At 70.0% G+C, this 15,544-nt stretch carries 14 protein-coding genes and 2 pseudogenes; 6 read left to right on the top strand and 10 right to left on the bottom strand.

Going from position 1 to position 15,544, the window contains the following annotated elements; genetic code table 11:
- Positions 1–2: 2 nt before the first annotated feature.
- Positions 3–635, bottom strand: coding sequence for an O-methyltransferase (locus tag HUS56_RS16350; RefSeq protein WP_173924440.1), 633 nt, complete (start codon positions 633–635; stop codon positions 3–5).
- A gap of 86 nt (positions 636–721) precedes the next feature.
- On the opposite strand from HUS56_RS16350, the gene HUS56_RS16345 reads away from it, so the two are divergent.
- Positions 722–1,114: a twin-arginine translocase TatA/TatE family subunit gene (locus HUS56_RS16345; protein WP_371808322.1), complete on the top strand. Its 393-nt coding sequence runs from the start codon at positions 722–724 to the stop codon at positions 1,112–1,114.
- A 27-nt stretch (positions 1,115–1,141) separates the two neighbouring features.
- On the opposite strand, the gene HUS56_RS16340 is transcribed toward HUS56_RS16345, so the two are convergent.
- On the bottom strand, positions 1,142–2,710 hold the full coding sequence (locus tag HUS56_RS16340) for a succinic semialdehyde dehydrogenase (protein ID WP_254431497.1): 1,569 nt from the start codon (positions 2,708–2,710) through the stop codon (positions 1,142–1,144).
- A 55-nt stretch (positions 2,711–2,765) separates the two neighbouring features.
- Between HUS56_RS16340 and HUS56_RS16335 the strand changes: the two genes are divergently transcribed.
- Both HUS56_RS16335 and HUS56_RS16330 read left to right on the top strand, forming a co-directional pair.
- On the top strand, positions 2,766–4,136 hold the full coding sequence (locus tag HUS56_RS16335) for an MFS transporter (protein WP_173924438.1): 1,371 nt from the start codon (positions 2,766–2,768) through the stop codon (positions 4,134–4,136).
- Positions 4,133–5,683, top strand: coding sequence for an aspartate aminotransferase family protein (locus HUS56_RS16330; RefSeq protein ID WP_371808321.1), 1,551 nt, complete (start codon positions 4,133–4,135; stop codon positions 5,681–5,683). Before HUS56_RS16335 ends, HUS56_RS16330 begins: the two co-directional genes overlap by 4 nt.
- Here HUS56_RS16330 and HUS56_RS16325 read toward each other — a convergent pair.
- The 3 genes and pseudogenes from HUS56_RS16325 to HUS56_RS16315 all read right to left on the bottom strand — a co-directional run.
- Positions 5,677–6,680: pseudogene (locus HUS56_RS16325) on the bottom strand (IS481 family transposase); the annotation flags it as partial. The gene HUS56_RS16330 and the pseudogene HUS56_RS16325 overlap by 7 nt on opposite strands.
- Positions 6,677–8,050 carry a serine hydrolase gene (locus tag HUS56_RS16320; RefSeq protein ID WP_217424043.1) on the bottom strand — a complete coding sequence of 458 codons (1,374 nt, stop codon included), beginning with the start codon at positions 8,048–8,050 and terminating at the stop codon, positions 6,677–6,679. The gene HUS56_RS16320 and the pseudogene HUS56_RS16325, both read right to left, overlap by 4 nt.
- 9 nt (positions 8,051–8,059) lie before the next feature.
- Positions 8,060–8,377, bottom strand: a complete 318-nt coding sequence (locus HUS56_RS16315; RefSeq protein WP_217424042.1) for a hypothetical protein — start codon at positions 8,375–8,377, stop codon at positions 8,060–8,062.
- 84 nt (positions 8,378–8,461) lie between these two features.
- On the opposite strand from HUS56_RS16315, the pseudogene HUS56_RS17515 reads away from it, so the two are divergent.
- Both HUS56_RS17515 and HUS56_RS16310 read left to right on the top strand, forming a co-directional pair.
- Positions 8,462–8,539 (top strand): annotated as a pseudogene (locus HUS56_RS17515) (hypothetical protein); the annotation flags it as partial.
- A gap of 213 nt (positions 8,540–8,752) precedes the next feature.
- Positions 8,753–9,388 carry a GbsR/MarR family transcriptional regulator gene (locus HUS56_RS16310; RefSeq protein ID WP_254431521.1) on the top strand — a complete coding sequence of 212 codons (636 nt, stop codon included), beginning with the start codon at positions 8,753–8,755 and terminating at the stop codon, positions 9,386–9,388.
- Between the two features lie 33 nt (positions 9,389–9,421).
- On the opposite strand, the gene HUS56_RS16305 is transcribed toward HUS56_RS16310, so the two are convergent.
- The 4 genes from HUS56_RS16305 to HUS56_RS16290 are packed head-to-tail and all read right to left on the bottom strand — an operon-like array spanning position 9,422 to position 13,330.
- On the bottom strand, positions 9,422–10,312 hold the full coding sequence (locus HUS56_RS16305; protein ID WP_173924436.1) for a hypothetical protein: 891 nt from the start codon (positions 10,310–10,312) through the stop codon (positions 9,422–9,424).
- A gap of 16 nt (positions 10,313–10,328) precedes the next feature.
- The gene (locus tag HUS56_RS16300) at positions 10,329–11,507 is read right to left on the bottom strand and encodes a P-loop NTPase (RefSeq protein ID WP_173924435.1); all 1,179 of its coding nucleotides are present in this window, start codon (positions 11,505–11,507) and stop codon (positions 10,329–10,331) included.
- Positions 11,494–12,015, bottom strand: a complete 522-nt coding sequence (locus HUS56_RS16295; RefSeq protein WP_173924434.1) for a DUF1003 domain-containing protein — start codon at positions 12,013–12,015, stop codon at positions 11,494–11,496. Before HUS56_RS16295 ends, HUS56_RS16300 begins: the two co-directional genes overlap by 14 nt.
- Positions 12,002–13,330, bottom strand: coding sequence for a magnesium transporter MgtE N-terminal domain-containing protein (locus HUS56_RS16290; protein ID WP_173924433.1), 1,329 nt, complete (start codon positions 13,328–13,330; stop codon positions 12,002–12,004). The genes HUS56_RS16295 and HUS56_RS16290 overlap by 14 nt, the downstream gene beginning before the upstream one ends.
- A gap of 75 nt (positions 13,331–13,405) precedes the next feature.
- Here HUS56_RS16290 and HUS56_RS16285 point away from each other — a divergent pair, with 75 nt between their 5' ends.
- Positions 13,406–14,128 (top strand): general stress protein, encoded by a 723-nt coding sequence (locus tag HUS56_RS16285; protein ID WP_173924432.1) that lies wholly within the window; start codon positions 13,406–13,408, stop codon positions 14,126–14,128.
- Here the strand turns inward: HUS56_RS16285 and HUS56_RS16280 are convergent.
- Complete coding sequence (locus HUS56_RS16280) at positions 14,085–15,524, bottom strand: M1 family metallopeptidase (protein ID WP_173924431.1); 1,440 nt, start codon at positions 15,522–15,524, stop codon at positions 14,085–14,087. The two genes, HUS56_RS16285 and HUS56_RS16280, sit on opposite strands and share 44 nt — an antisense overlap.
- Positions 15,525–15,544 lie beyond the last annotated feature (20 nt).

The following is a 15,544-nucleotide window of genomic DNA, read 5'->3' as shown; positions in this document are numbered from 1 at the left end:
GCTCAGGCGTCGAGCTTCACGATCTGGAGCAGGCCGTCTCCGGCAGGCGAGACGGCCGTCGCCACGGCCGATGACGCCGCGAGTTCGGCGATGAGCTCCCGGAATGCGGTCGCGGTGTCATCACGGCGCGCGGGATCGGCGACGCGGCCCTTCCACAGCGACCGGGCGACCAGCACCGACCCGCCGGGCTTGGCCATGCGCAGGCCGTGCTCGACGTACTCGATCACCGACGCAGCGTCGGCGTCGATGACGACCACGTCGTACGACATCTCGTTCATGCGGGGGAGCACCTCGCTCGCCCGGCCGGCGATGAGGCGCACCCGGGCAGGTGCGATTCCGGCGTCGGCGAAGTGCTCGCGGGCGTGCTGCAGGTACTCGTTCTCGGTGTCGATGGACGTCAACATCGCGCCCCGCACAGCCTGGAGCATCCAGAGCCCTGACACGCCCACCCCGGTGCCGACTTCGATGATGGACTCGGCGCGCGCCGCCGCCGCGATGACCGCGAGCTGGGCGCCCACGGCCGGTGACACGGGGTCGATGCCGAGCTCGAGCGATTGCTGACGGGCTCTCGCGATGGCGTCGCTCTCGACGACGGCCTCGTCGACGTACTTCCAGTTCAGGTCTCGATCGGACACGTGGCGACTCCAGGGATTCATCTCGACCCCCAAGCCTAGGCCCCGGCCTCTCGGCGTTCGCACGCCTCGCCGCCGACTATCCTGTAGTGGTGTTCGGTCTGACGTTCGAGAAGCTCCTCATCATCGGGGTGATCGCCGTCTTCCTGCTCGGACCGGAACGACTGCCGTACTACGCCTCGCAGCTCGGGCGGTTCGTGCGCTCCCTGCGCGACATGGCGAACGGGGCGAAGTCGAGGATGCGCGAGGAGATGGGTCCCGATTTCGACGACGTCGACTGGCGCAAGCTCGACCCTCGCCAGTACGACCCCCGTCGCATCATCCGCGAGGCCCTCTCCGACGTCGACCCGTTCGCCGAGCCCGTGAAGCCCGTCGTGGCGCGGGCGGCCGTGAACGAGAACTCGGCCTACCTGCAGCGCAAGCGCAAGCGCGAGGCCCTCGGGTCGGGTGAGCCGGCGCCGTTCGACTCCGAGGCGACCTGAGCTGCACGCCGTCCGCTCGACCTCGGTTCAGCGTCGACGGATGGCTCGGAGCACGCGCGCCAGGAGCACGAACGGGCCCGCGAGCGCCGAGAACTCGCGTGCCGTGCGAGGCAACCGCAGCAGTCCGGTCGACGTCGAGACGGTGACGGGGTCGACGAACCGCAGGAGGCCTTCGGGTCCGTTCCGACGACCGAGCCCCGACGCCTTCACGCCCCCCATGGGTGCATCGACCGAGCTGAAGCTGCCGCGGTACCCCTCGTTGATGTTGACGCTGCCGGCCTCGAGCGCTTCGGCGGCACGGCGCGCGCGTCGCGGCGATCGGGTGAGCACCGAGGCGTTGAGCCCGTACTCGCTGGCGTTCGCCGCCAGGATCGCCTCCTCGTCGGAATCGACCAGGTAGAGCGACGCGATGGCGCCGAAGGTCTCCTCGGCGTGCACTCGCATCTCGGATGTGACGCCCGTGAGCACGGTGGGCTCGAAGAACCACGGGCCGACGTCGGGACGGGGGCGCCCGCCGACGAGCACCGTGGCGCCGTTTGCGAGCGCGTCGTCGAGGTGCTCTTCGACGCGCTCGAGCTGTGCGGCGGTCGCGAGCGATCCGAAGTCGCTCGTGTACTCCAGCGATGAGCCGAGCCGCGCCGCGCCGAGGTGCTCGACGAGCGCGCGGGTGAACGGTGCCGCGATCCTGCGGTGGACGTAGATGCGCTCCATCGACACGCACAGCTGACCCATCGCCGAGAAGCATCCATACGCGGCATCCGCCGCCGCCTGGACGGGATCGACGTCGTCGAGCACGATCATCGCGTTCTTGCCGCCGAGCTCGAGCGATGCGCCGACCAGTCGGCGCCCGGCCTTCTCGGCGATGGCCCGCCCTGTTGCGGTCGAGCCCGTGAAGCAGATGTAGTCGACCCGGTCGGTGAGCGCCTCGCCGACGACGGTGCCGGAACCGGTCACCACCGCCCAGGCCGCCTCGGGCACGCCCGCCTCGATGAAGGCCCTGCGGAGCGCGAGGATCGAGAGGGCGCCCTGATCGTCGGCCTTCTGCACCACGGCGCAGCCGGCGGCGAGGGCGGGCACGACGTCCATGGCGGCGAGGCTCAACGCGTAGTTCCACGGCGTGATGACGCCGACGACGCCCTTCGCGCGGTACCGGACTCGCGTGGTCACGGCCAGCGGCACCCCTGCCCGCCGCGACCGGCCGCGCAGCACTCGCCTGGCGGCGAGGGCGTTGTACCTCGTGACGGATGCCGCTTCGAACACCTCCTCGACCGCCTGTCCGCGCGTCTTGCCGCTCTCCAGCTGCACGAGGTCGAGGAGCAGGGCGTTCCGGTCGAGCAGGCGATCGTGGGCGCGCAGCAGGATGCGGCGACGCTCCGCGAATCCCGCTCGGGCCCAGGCGAGCTGGGCGAGGCGCGCACGGGCAACCGCCTCCCCGACGTCATCGGCGCTCGAGTGCGGCAGCTCGTGCAACGGCTCGCCGGTCGAGGGGGTCGGCACCGTCACGGTCACGGACCCGGATGCGACGACATCGTCGGTGAGGCTTGCGAAGAGCTCGGGAGTCGCCATCGAGCGATCGGGAGCCGTGGGGGCACGCATGGGCACAGTCTAGGTCAGTTGTCCCACTTCGCCTCCGCACGGCTACACTGCCCCCATGACCGCACCGGAGCGATCCCTCTCCCGCGGCGTCGTCACCCGGTATGCGATCGGCTCGATCGGCACGGGCGGGTTCGCGACGCTGCCGGGCCTCGTCCTCGTCTATTACCTCACCGACACGCTCGGCGTCGCCGCACTCATCGCGGGGCTCGTCGTCACCGCTGCGAAGGTGTGGGACGTGGTGGTCGATCCCTGGATCGGCGAGCGCAGCGACCGGGCCCTCGCCCGCACCGGGACGCGGCGCATGTGGATGGTGGTCGGTGCACTAGCGCTGCCCGTCGGATTCGTGCTGACGTTCGCGGTTCCGGCCGGGCTCGCCCCCGCGGCATCCGGGATCTGGGTCTTCCTGGCGTTCCTCGCGACGGCCACGGCCTTCAGCTTCTTCCAGGTGCCCTACATCGCGCTGCCCGCCGAGCTGACACCCGACTACGACGCGAGGACTCGGCTGCTCACGTGGCGGGTCGTGGTGCTCACGATCGCGATCCTGCTCTTCGGCGCGGGCGGCCCCGAGATCCGCTCCGCGTTCGCCGATGAGCACGTGGGGTACCTCGTGATGGCGCTCGTCGCGGGTCTCGTGATCGGGGTCGGCATGCTGATCGCGTCGACGACCGCTGCGCGCGGGGTCACGGCGACGAAGGCAGCGCCCGGGCGGAGCCTGCGTGCCGGCTACGCCGAGGGGCTCGCGGCGCTTCGCCGAAGCGCCGCCTTCCGGGTTCTGCTGGCCGCGTTCGTGCTGCAGGGGCTCGCGACCGGCGCGATGCTCGCCGGCGCGCAATTCGTCGCCACCTGGGTGCTCGGCGACCAGCGGCTCGTCACGGTGCTCTTCGTCGCGCTGATCGCGCCCGCCGTACTGTGCGCCCCGATCTGGCAGGCCGTCGCGGGCAGGGTCGGCAAGGAACGTGGGTTCCGCATGGCGAGCGTGCTCTTCGCGGTCGCGGCCGCCTCGCTCGTGGGCATGCTGTGGGCCCCCGGGTCGTGGGTGTACGCCCCGGTCGCGCTCGCGGGTGCGGCCTACGCCGGCATGCAGTCGCTGCCGATGGCCATGCTGCCCGACGTCATCTCGCATGACGCACGGGAGCACGGCGACGGCCGCGCCGGGAGCTTCGGCGGAGTCTGGACGGCGGGCGAGACGGCCGGCATGGCCCTTGGTGCGACCCTGCTCACGCTCGTGCTCGCGGTCACCGGCTACGTCGAGTCGCGCGGCGCGACCGAGGTCGCGCAGCCCGACGCCGCGATCGCCGCGATCACCGTCGCGTTCAGCCTCCTCCCCGCGGCACTCGTGCTGCTGAGCCTCGTGCCCCTCGGTCGGTACCCGCTTCGCAAGGGCGACATCGAGGCCGATGCCGGCGCCGAGGCGGTCCTCCGATGATGCGGTTCCGACGGGAGCCGGCCGATGTGCTCGACGAACTCGCCGAGCTGCGCCGGCGCGATGCGCCGACCCATGGCGGTCGGGTGCTCTCGTACGTCTACGACTCGGGCGTCCCCGAGCTCGACGAGCTGGCGGCCGATGCGGCTCGCCTCGTGCAGCCGGTGAACGGACTCGACCCGACCACGTTCGGGTCGGTCGCCGCGATGGAAGCGGGCGTCGTCGGGTTCGCGCGGCGCATCTTCCATGGGGCGGATGCCGCGCCCGAACCAGTCGTCGGATCCGTGACCTCGGGCGGCACGGAGAGCTGCCTGCTCGCGGTGAAGACCGCGCGCGACGCGTGGCGTTCCGCACGCGCGGGCACTCCTCGAACCCCACGGATCGTCGCCCCCGTGACCGTGCACGCGGCGTTCCACAAGGCGGCCGAGTTGCTCGGCGTCGTGCTCGATCTCGTGCCGGTCGAACCGACAACCGGTGCGCCGGATGTCGGGGACATCGAGTCCCGACTCGGCGATGATGTCGCGCTCGTGGTCGTGAGCGCACCGTCGTATCCGTTTGCGACGCTCGACCCCGTCGGTGACGTGGCGGCGATCACCGCCCCTCGCGGCATCGCCCTGCACGTCGATGCCTGCATCGGAGGATTCGCGCTCGCCTTCTGGCCCGACGAGCTGCCCGCCTGGGACTTCCGGGTCGCCGGCGTCACGAGCCTCTCGGCCGACCTGCACAAGTACGGCTACGCGCCGAAGGGGACATCGGTCCTGCTCACCCGCGGACGCGACCGCCAGCGGCATCAGTACTTCGCCACGACGGCGTGGCCGGGGTATCCGGTCGTCAATCCGACCCTCGCCGGCTCGAAGCCGGCCGGTCCGCTCGCCGCAGCCTGGTCGATCATCGAGGCGATCGGCGTGGAGGGGTTCACGGAGCTCACGGCCCGAGCCGCGCGCGCCACCGCCGCCCTGCGCACCGTGGTCGACGGCATCGAGGGCCTCCGCGTGGTGGGCGCGCCGACCGGTCCGTTGCTGGCCGTCGCCGCCGACGAGGAGGTCGACGCAGCTCGCCGGGTCGATCCCCACCACTGGGCGGATGCCGCACGCCGAGCGGGCTGGCAGCTGCAGCTGCAGCCCGGGATGGTCCAGCCCGACGGGACGCTGCTGCCGCACACCACGCATCTCACCGTCACGCCGGTCACGGAATCGCTGCTTCCCGACCTCACGTCTGCGCTCGTCGCCGCCGCGGATTCCGTGCGAGGCATTCCGCGTGTCCGGGGAGACGAGCTGCTCGACGGCCTCGCCGCACACCTGCCTGCGGGCGCCGAGGGCCTGGCCGCGGCATCCTCGAGTCTCGATTCCGATGGCGCCGCCGCGCTGCTCCGGGCGTTCGGCCTGCTCGGCGGTGGAGGCGATGGCGGAGCACTGCCCGATCAGCTCGCGCCGGTGCTCACCCTCGTCGAGGCGCTGCCCGGTCCGCTGACCGAGCGGTTGCTCATCGAGCTGTTGGCGCGGGTGGTCGAACCGCGCGACGCTCCCGTCGGCGAAGAGGCCGAGATGTAGGAGGCCAGGACGTTGTCGACGCGCAACGGCGTCGCCGAGGCCGGCGGCTCTCCGCCGTGCGCGCCGTAGGGCCGGTGGTAGTTGTAGTGCCGGTTCCAGGTCGTGAGCGCACCGGAGCGTTCGGTCTCTGAGCTCCACATCCCGGCGAACAGGAACTCGTCGGCCAGGATGCGGTTGTAGCGCTCGACTTCACCGTTGTGTTCGGGCGTGTACGGCCTCGTGAGGCGGTGCTCTGCGCCGTCGAGCATCCGTGAATGCCTGGGCGCGGTGGCAGGCGGCGTTGTCAGTGACGATTCGCTCGATCTTCGTGATGCCGTGCCGGGGGAACCACTCGCGCGCTCGGTCGAGGAAAGCGACCGCGGTCGCTGCCTGCTCGTTCTCGAGGGCCTCGGTATGAGCCAGGCGTGTGTGCCGTCGATCGCGGTGCAGATAGACGTATCCGGTGCGCGTACCTCGCTCCTTCGTTCGGGCGACGGCTCTGGCCTGAGCGCTGTCTCTTCCGTGCGCGCCAGCCGCCGCCGTCAGGGATGCGGCCCGCCTTCTTCACGTCGAGATGAACCATGTGCCCCGGCCGTGCCGCGACGATCTTCTGCGGCTGCCGATTTGTCTCGCCGTTCGGGTCGATGAACTTGCGCCGATTCAAGCCGAGCTCGGCGAGGAGCCTCGTGATCGTGCGACGGCTGACTGTTGTTCCCGCTTGTTCGAGTTCGAAGGCGATGCGGGATGCCGGCCATTTGCGGTCACGCCGCATCGACTCGGTCCTGGCGACGATGTGGCCTTGCGTGGCAGTCGGCTGCCGTAGGGGTGTCGACGGGCGTTCGAGGAGACCGAGCTCCCCGTACTGGCGATACCGGTCCACCCACATCGATGCGGTTGCGCGGGAGATGCCCATCTCGGCAGCGACATGCGCGATCGGTCAGGTGCGGCAGCGTTCGATGAGCCGGCGGCGTGCTTCGGGGGTGAGCGGTGCGTTGCGGTGCGCCGTGCAGCTCCTCATGATTCGCGCGGATGGAGACGCGCGTTGGTGTGGAGGTATCGGGCGCGCCCGTCGCGGAAGCCGAAGATCGCGGCCGTCTGCATGTCCTCGAGCGGCGTGTTCGGCGGCAGGAGGAAGTGTGTGTCGTCGACGGGTAGCAGGTCGCGGGTGATGCGGTCGGACGTGCCCATGATCGCGGCCTGCATTGGGTCGACGTCGAGGTGAACCTGGAGGCCGCCGTGTTCGCAGGTGACCTCGAAACGGGTACCGGGTCGTTCGTAGACGCCGATGTAGCGTGCCGGGTCCAGGGTCAGTGCAAGGTCGGGGATCGGCAGGGGTGGGATGGTGACGGTACCCAACTGCGCGAGGATGAGATTGAAGATCTCGCTGTGGCGGCCTTCACGTGGGTCCCCGTTGCTGAGCAGCACGAGGGCGAGTTCGTCGTCGGGCAGGATGCGCACACGCGCGTTCTGCCCGATCGTGCTCCCGTCGTGCCCGTAGACGGTGTGCCCGTGCCAGTTGTCCACGACCAGGCCGAGCGCCCACTCCGTGCCGAGGGTGTAGGGATCGGGGATCGGCACACGTGAGGTCATCATCTCTCGTATCGCGGCTGGCGAGACGAGGCGGTGTCCGTTCGGGGCGAGGCCAGCGTGCAGGTAGACGTGGGCGAGGGCGAGCACGTCGCTGGCGGTGGAGGTGATGCCGCCGCCGGCCCCGAACGCACGAGGCAGGTCGTCCACCGGCGTAGGGATCGGGCCCTCCTCGAGCGACCGGATCAGATGACCGCGGGCCGCACGGGCCGGGTCGACCTCTTCGCGCCACGCGTGCGTGCTGGTGGCACCCATCGGGGTGAAGATCCGGTCGGTCATGATCAGATGCCAAGGCCTCCCGTCGATGACCTCCATGATCCGAGCGAGGATCGCGTAGCCCAGCGCGGCACTGTATCCGTGCACGGAGCCGAGCGGGCTGACCTGGGGCGCATCCAGGATCGCTGCGACCATCCGCTCATACACGTCGTCGTCCTCGCCGGGGTCCCCGTAGGACTCCTCGATCCCGCTCGTGTGATCGAGCAACTGCCGTGGCGTCACCTGGGCGCTCACGGCCGGGTCCGCCACCTGAAAGCGCGGCAGATAGCTCCGCACCGGTTCATCTAGGGCGGCTTTGCCTTCGTCGACGAGTTGCAGGAAAGCCAGCGCCGTCCACGACTTCGTCAACGACCCGCACTGGAACACCGTGTCGGATTTCACCGGCTTCCCGGTACTGATGTCTTTCACGCCGTAGGCGAGCTCGGTCACCTCGCCCCGGTGCAGGACGCCGATCACGGCGCCGGGGGTCTGGTACCTGTCCAGAATCAGTCCGATCCGAGATTCCAGCTCTGCCAGCGGGCTCACGCGCGAGCCCTACTTGCCGAGTCCGATGGCGTTCGCTGCGTCGGCTTCGGCGTACTCGGTCACCGCCGCGGATCCGGCATACCCATCGAGCAGATCGCGCACCGCGTCGATCGAGTCGTGTCGGATCACGTTCACCGCCTTCGTCCCGTCCGTGCTCGCGACGGCGAACACCCACGCCGCGCCCTTGGGCAGGCGCGCATGCGCCTTCTTCAAGCCGCTCCAGAACCGGTCGCTATCGTTCACGGTCGAGATTGCCAAGACATACACGACACCCTCCTTCATGTTTCGGATCTCCGAAACGCTACGTTGCGTTTCTTCAGGCGTCAACGTAATGTTCCAGAAATTAGGGAATCGTTGCGAGATGATGTTGGTGAACGCAATCGGTGCGTTGCAGTGTGATCGGAGGACGGAATGGCGGTGGGCCGGCTCAGTCTCGAGGACCGGCAGACGATCGCGGCCGGGCTCGCCGAAGGACGGTCCTACGCGCAGATCGCGCGACAGATCGGACGCCCCACGTCGACTGTCAGCCGCGAGGTAGCCCGCAATGGGCATCGCGACTACGACGCCGCCGCAGCGCAACAGGCGCGACGGCGCGGCCCCCGCAAACGAGTCTCCGAAACACCGGCGAACACCGCCGAGGACGTCCAGCACGCATTCATCACGGAACTTGCCTCCACACTCGCCGCGACGGGAATGCCCCGAATGGCCTCGCGCGTCTTCGCCAGCCTGGCCACCTCCACAGCCGACACCATGACGGCTGCCAACCTTGTGCGCGCCCTGGGCGTGAGCCCTGCATCGGTGTCGAAAGCGATCGGGTATCTCGAGGGCATGGAGCTCGTCGAACGCCACGTCGAGCCCGGGAGTCGCAAAGAGCGGTACGGGGTCGGCGACGACGTGTGGACACGAGCAGTCCGCGCTGATTCCAGCGGCCACGCGAGCGTCGCCGAGGTGGCCGATCGCGGCATCACCCTCTTCGGCGACGACAGCCCGGTCGGTGTCCGGCTCGCCCACATGGGCCGATTCTTCGCGACCCTGACCGAGCAACTCCGCGGCAGCGACCTCGCGGACCCGACGGTCGACGACGCCATGACCATCGTCGCCGCGCTCGGCCACATGCGGCACCGGATGACCCGCGCACAACTGGCCATCGCACTCGAATGGAATCTTCACCGACTCGACGACGCACTACAGCAGCTACGGCAACATCCAGTGCTCGCCGATCCGTTCACAGTCCACGAGAACAACGCAGGCTACTGCCTACAAGCCCGACCCGACCGTCTCTCCGCTGGGCAACGTGCGGCACTCCAGAAGTCGGAGGCATCAACCGACGATCAATGACCCGACCGTCAACAACCTCATGGCCAGCAACACCTAGAGGCCGCAGCGTTCCGTGTAGTAGCCGTACAGCTCGTTCTTCAGCGTGTCGCCGGCGGGCATGTCGAGACGGCCCGCGCGACCATCGCCCGTCTCGATCTCGAACGGCAGGATCGTGCCGCGCTTGTCGTCGGCGATGCCATGCGCGTCGCATCGCGCCGGGCGAACCGCGAGGCTGACGACGAACGGGTCGGCGCCCGCGACGATGTCGAGCCCGAGGGGCCAGTCGGTGCCGTCCTCGGCGTTCAGCAGCGTCGTACCCCAGACTCGCTCGAGGTGCATCGACGCGCTCCCGTCGTCGTCATCGTCCTGAGATCGAGCGGATGCCGCGGGCTCGATCGCGACGTCGATGAAGGCGCGCCGATCGACGCCCGCCCCGGTGGAGCGCAGGTGTTCGGGCATCACGATCGTCGCGACATCCGCCACCGATTCGGCGAGGCAGTCGGCCGAGCTCACATACTCGACCACCTCGAACGGATCGTCGGCGACGAGCTCGGCGGTGCGGGAGCCCGCGTCGGTCGGGTACTCGACCGTGACGACCACCGGAGCAGGTTCGGCGTCGCAGTCGCTGGCCGGCAGGTCGAGGCGCACGTCGAGGGCGTCGTGGGCAGCGAGCTCGACCGGGTTGGTGCGCTCGAGCGGTTCGGCGAAGGTGGGCGTCCGCACGTCGAACCGGGTGACGGTCACGGGCCCGTCGCCCGAGTTCTCGAATCGCACCACCAGCCGCCGGTTGACGACATCGAGTCGGCCCTGCTTGATGGAGACGGTGAGCCTATCGGGCGACGCCTCCGAGTCGCCCGGCGACGCCGAGCACGCCGCGAGCACCGCTCCGGCGACCGTGAGGCCGATGGCGAGCGCGAGTGTGCGGGCGAGGCGGGCACCAGGCATGCGACGCATCGTCACCTCAGCGCACCGAGAAGTCGAGTCGTCGGCCGTCGAGCGAGCGGGGGAGCGCTGCGAGCCGGGCCGCGACATCCTCGATCGCGCGAGCCGCCGGGTCGTCGGGCGCCGCCACGACCACCGGAAGGCCCTCGTCGCCGCCCTGGCGGAGGGTGATGCTGAGCGGCACGCTCGCGAGCAGGGGCACCGGCCCGGGCTCCCCCTCGGACAGGCGCTCGGCGACGATGGCGCCGCCCCCTGATCCGAACAACTCCACCGTCGAGCCGTCGGGTGCGGCGAAGCCGGCCATGTTCTCGACGACGCCGACGATCTGCTGGCCCGTCTGGCGGGCCACGAGGCCCGAGCGCTCCGCGACATCCGCCGCCGCCGGCTGGGGAGTGGTGACCACGACCACCTCGGCGTTCGGCAGCAGTTGGCCGAGCGAGATCGCGACATCGCCCGTGCCGGGCGGGAGGTCGACGAGCAGGAGGTCGAGGTCGCCGAAGTACACATCGGTGAGGAACTGGTTCAGGGTGCGATGGAGCATCGGCCCGCGCCAGGCCACGGCGACGGATGACGCCCGCCCGCCGGGTTCGGACGGCTCGACGAACATCCCGATCGAGATCACCTTCACGCCGTGCGCGACAGGCGGGAGGATCATGTCGTCGACCCGCGTCGGCCGCGCCGCGACGCCCGCAGCGTCGACGAGACCGACCAGGCCAGGGATGGAGAAGCCGTGCACGTCGGCGTCGATCAGCCCCACCGAGAGGCCCCGGGCCGCGAGCGCCACGGCGAGGTTCGCCGTGATCGTCGACTTGCCGACGCCGCCCTTGCCGCTGGTGATCGCGATGACGCGAGTGAGACTGCCCGGACCGAAGGGGTTGCCGCGGGCGGCCCGGCCCCCGCGCAGCCGCTCGGTGAGCGCCGCGCGCTGCTCGGGGGTCATCACCGAGAGGGTCACGTCGGCGTTGCCTGGGCCGGCAATGCTCTCGGCCGCCTGGAGCACGTCGCGTTCGATGCGGTCGCTGGCGGGGCATCCGACGATCGTGAGGCGGATGCCGACGTGCACGCGGCCGTTCTCGGCCACCGAGACGGAATCCACCATGTCGAGCTCGGTGATCGGCTTGCGGATCTCCGGATCGATGACGCCGTTCAGGGCGTCGAGAACCGCGCGTTCGAGGGCCGCGGAATCAGCTCGCGGCATGCTCTGGCTCTTCTTCGTCTCGGCGCTCGAGCTCGTCGAGGATGGCGCGCAGTTCGGCCCGGATGAACTCCTTCGACGCCAGGTCGCGCACTGCCAGCCGGAGGGCGACGACCTCGCGCGCGAGGTACTCGGTGTCGGCGAGGTTGCGTTCGGCGCGCTGCCGGTCCTGCTCGATCTGCACGCGGTCGCGGTCGTCCTGCCGGTTCTGCGCGAGCAGGATGAGCGGTGCGGCGTACGAGGCCTGCAGTGAGAGCACGAGCGTCAGTGCGATGAATCCGTAGTCGGCGCGGTCGAACTGCAGGTGCGATGGGGCGAACGTGTTCCACAGCATCCACGCCACGACGAACATCGAGAGGGCGAGCAGGAACCACGGCGTGCCCATGCCGCGTGCGACCCACTCGGTGAAGCGGCCGAAGCGGTCGCTGTCACCGGTGCCGCGGAAGGAGGGCGATCGGCGGATGCCCTTCGGGGTGTCGAACCGGCGGTCTTCGACGTCAACGCGTGCCATCTCCTGCCCTCCTTCCATGCGCGATCGGGATGCTTCCCGTCGTCAGCTGGGCCCGCGCCGCAGCGCGGCGCCCCACCTCGGTCTCGTCGGGATGACTTCGCCAGTCATCGGGCAGGAGGTAGTCGAGCACGTCGTCAATCGTCACCACCCCGACGAGTCGATGCTTCTCGTCGACGACGGGGACCGACACGAGGTCGTAGCTCGCGAGGATGCGGCTGACCTCGGCGGCCGACGTGTCGGCACGCACGGGCTCGAGGCCCTGGTCGATGAGCGTACCGAGCCGTTCGTGCGGCGGGTAGCGGAGCATCCGCTGGAAGTGCACGACACCGAGGAACCGTCCGGTGGGAGGTTCGTACGGGGGCAGCGTCACGCAGACCGCCGCGCCGAGTGCAGGGGGGAGGTCGTGCCGCCGGATGAGCGCGAGCCCTTCGGCGACCGTCGAATCGGCCGACACGATGATGGGCTCGGTGGTCATGAGTCCGCCCGCGGTGTCGGGGCCGTAGGAGAGGAGGAACCGCACGTCGTCGGCCTCTTCGGGCTCCATCAGTTCGAGGAGATGCTCGCCGCGCTCCTCGGGGAGCTGCGCGATGAGGTCGGCCGCATCATCGGGCTGCATGTGGTCGAGCACGTCGGCTGCGCGGTCGTCGCCGAGACCGGCGAGGATCTCGATCTGGTCGGACTCCACCATCTCCTCGAGCACGTCGGCGAGCCGGTCGTCGGGGAGCTCTGCGGCGACCTCGCGCCGTCGCTGGATCGGAAGGTCGAGCAGCGTGTTCGCGAGGTCGGCCGGCTTCAGCTCCGAATACGTGGCGATGAGCTGCTCGGCCGACTGCGCCTCGCCGGCCTGCGACGCCTCGCGTACCTCGCGCCACGTGACGTACGCCGACTGACCCTTCGAGAACGGCGAGGCGCCCTTGGGTCGACGCACGAACAGCTGGTCGACCTCCCATTCGCCCGGCTCGCGCTCCTGGATCGCGACGTCTTCGATCGTCGCCTCGCCGGATCCGTCGTTGAAGATGACCTTGCGGCCGAGCATCTCGGCGATCACGCGCACCTCGCCGCCGCGCTGTTCGAAGCGACGCAGGTTGATGAGTCCGGTGGTGATGATCTGGCCGCCGCCGATCGAGGTCACCCGCCCGATCGACACGAACACCCGGCGTTTGCCGGGGATCTCGACGATGAGCCCCACGACGCGCGGCGGGTCGTTCTTGCGGTACACGACGAGGACGTCGCGCACCTTGCCGACCCGATCCCCGGCGGGATCGAACACGGGACGCCCGGCGAGGCGGGCGACGAACACTCTCGTGGCGCTCACTCTTCCAACTTAGCCCCCGGAGCCCGTTCCGGGCCCTCGCCGCGGCGCGACGGGGATGCGTGGGACAATGGCCCGGTGAGCACCCAATCTCCGTTCGGCGGCCGCATGGCACGCCAGTTCCCGACCCTGCCGAAGGGCGAGACCGTCGCGTCGTTCGAGACCTACGCCGAGGCGCAGTCGGCGGTCGACAAGCTCGCCAAGGCGGAGTTCCCCGTGAAGGAGCTGGCGATCGTCGGCACCGATCTCACGAGCGTCGAACGCATCACGGGCAAGCTCAGCTGGGGACGCGCCGCCGGTGCGGGGGCGCTCTCGGGCGCGTGGTTCGGCACGTTCCTGGGTCTGCTGTTCTTCATCTTCGCGCCGACCGGCGCCTCGCTCGGCATCCTCATCTCGGCGGTGCTCATCGGTGCCGGGTTCGGCATGATCTTCAGCGTGGTGTCGTACTCGGTGAATCGCCGCCGGCGCGACTTCACCTCGGTGATGCAGGTGCTCGCCACGAGGTACGCCATCATCGCCGACGCCGCGCACATCGCCCGTGCGCGACTCCCAGCCGATGAGCTACGGCGAGGCGCAGGATGCCGCGAAGCGGGCCCGTGCCGCGGCCGCGGGCCGCGCCCAGCCGGCACGGCCGCGCTACGGCGAGCTCGCCACCGAGCAGGCCGACGATGCGGCATCCGCTGCCCAGGCCGACGACGGCGGCAGCCCCGAGCGGCCTGCCGACCGCTGACTCCGCAGCGGCCGGCGTCGTCTCAGCTCACCAGGTGGTCGGCTTGCTGGGCGTGGAGAGCCACACCTTGAACAGCGTGTCGAGTTGCTGTCCTGACACTTCCTCCGCGAGCGCCATGAAGTCCTCGGTGCTCGCGGTGCCGCCGCCGTAGCGCTCGACCCAGGTCTTCGCCAGCTCGAAGAACGCGGCGTCGCCGATCTCGACCCGCAGCGCGTGCAGCGTCGCCGCGCCCCGATCGTAGACCGGATCGGTGAAGAGTCCCAGCGGGCCGGGGTCTGCGACCTCCGAGGCCCAGAACTCGTCGTCGGCCGGGATCGCCAGGATCTCGTCGAAGGATTCCTGCGCGGTCGCGCGGTCGCGGTGTTCGTTCCACATCCACGTCGAGTAGGTCGCCCACCCCTCGTTGAGCCAGATGTCGGCCCACCGCTCGGGGCTGACGTGGTCGCCCATCCACTGGTGGGCGAGCTCGTGCGCCACCGTGCCCTCGCCCGCGGTGCGCGAGAAGAACGAGCGCGTCTGCGTCTCGAGGGCATACCCGACGGAGTCGTCGTCGACGATGGCACCGTAGGAGTTGAACGGGTAGGAGCCGTACCGCTCCTCGAAGAACACCAGCATGTCGCTCGTCAGCGCGAGCGCGGCGGACGGCGCTCCCAGCCGTGCGGGGTCGACCGCGTCGAAGATCGGCGTTCCGTTCGCCGCGACGTACTCGTTCACGACGTAGTCGCCGACGCTCGCCGTCGCCAGGTATGCGGCCATCGGGTCGGGTGCGTCCCAGTACCAGGTGGTGAAGCCGCCGGCGGTGGTCGGATCGGCCGAGGGGAGCCCGTTCGCCACGGCCACGAGACCTTGGGGAACCGTGATCTCGAACGTGTACGTGGACTTGTCGGTCGGGTGGTCGTTGACGGGGAACCAGGTGGCCGAACCGTCGGGCTCCGATACCACCATCGCGCCGTCGCGGGTGGTGACCCAGCCGTACAGGGCACCCTCGATGTCGGTCGGCCGGGTCGTCGTGCCGCCGTAGGTCACGATCACCTGGGCGTGCGATCCCGTCTTGAGCTTCGGCCGGGGTGTGATGACCAGCTCGTTCTCGACCTGGTCGAACGACATCGGCTTGCCATTGACGACGACCTCGGTCGCGGTGAGCCCGCGCAGGTCGAGGTTGAACCGATCGAGGTCCTGCGTCGCCACGAGGTCGATCGTCGCGATGCCCTGGAGCTCGCCTTCCAGCGGTGCCGGTGCGGGCTCGGGGGGTGTGTAGTCGAGATCGAGGTCGTAGTGCAGCACGTCGATGCCGCCGTTGCCGGCGAGCGGGAAGTACGGGTCGCCAGCGCCGTCGGCGCCGGCGCTGTAACGGGGCGAGCCGGGATTGCCCGGCGCGGCGACCGCCAGCGACGGACCGGCCAGGATGGCGAGCGCGACGGCCCCGGTGGCTGTGGCGACGAGAGCGGGACGGCGACGGAACGGCATTGGTCCTCCAGCGATCGGCA

This window comes from Agromyces sp. Marseille-P2726, assembly GCF_902809835.1.
In the GTDB taxonomy this organism is placed as follows: domain Bacteria; phylum Actinomycetota; class Actinomycetes; order Actinomycetales; family Microbacteriaceae; genus Agromyces.
Note: the sequence above shows the minus strand (reverse complement) of the source record. Positions and strands in the feature narration are given on the sequence as shown.

Bases quoted from the DNA above. Each gene is read 5' to 3' on its own strand.
- HUS56_RS16340 (WP_254431497.1), bottom strand. From the start codon at position 2,710: ATGCGTGCCCCCACGGCTCCCGATCGCTCGATGGCGACTCCCGAGCTC.
- HUS56_RS16335 (WP_173924438.1), top strand. From the start codon at position 2,766: ATGACCGCACCGGAGCGATCCCTCTCCCGCGGCGTCGTCACCCGGTAT.
- HUS56_RS16330 (WP_371808321.1), top strand. From the start codon at position 4,133: ATGATGCGGTTCCGACGGGAGCCGGCCGATGTGCTCGACGAACTCGCC.
- HUS56_RS16310 (WP_254431521.1), top strand. From the start codon at position 8,753: ATGGCCTCGCGCGTCTTCGCCAGCCTGGCCACCTCCACAGCCGACACC.
- HUS56_RS16305 (WP_173924436.1), bottom strand. From the start codon at position 10,312: ATGCCTGGTGCCCGCCTCGCCCGCACACTCGCGCTCGCCATCGGCCTC.
- HUS56_RS16300 (WP_173924435.1), bottom strand. From the start codon at position 11,507: ATGCCGCGAGCTGATTCCGCGGCCCTCGAACGCGCGGTTCTCGACGCC.
- HUS56_RS16295 (WP_173924434.1), bottom strand. From the start codon at position 12,015: ATGGCACGCGTTGACGTCGAAGACCGCCGGTTCGACACCCCGAAGGGC.
- HUS56_RS16280 (WP_173924431.1), bottom strand. From the start codon at position 15,524: ATGCCGTTCCGTCGCCGTCCCGCTCTCGTCGCCACAGCCACCGGGGCC.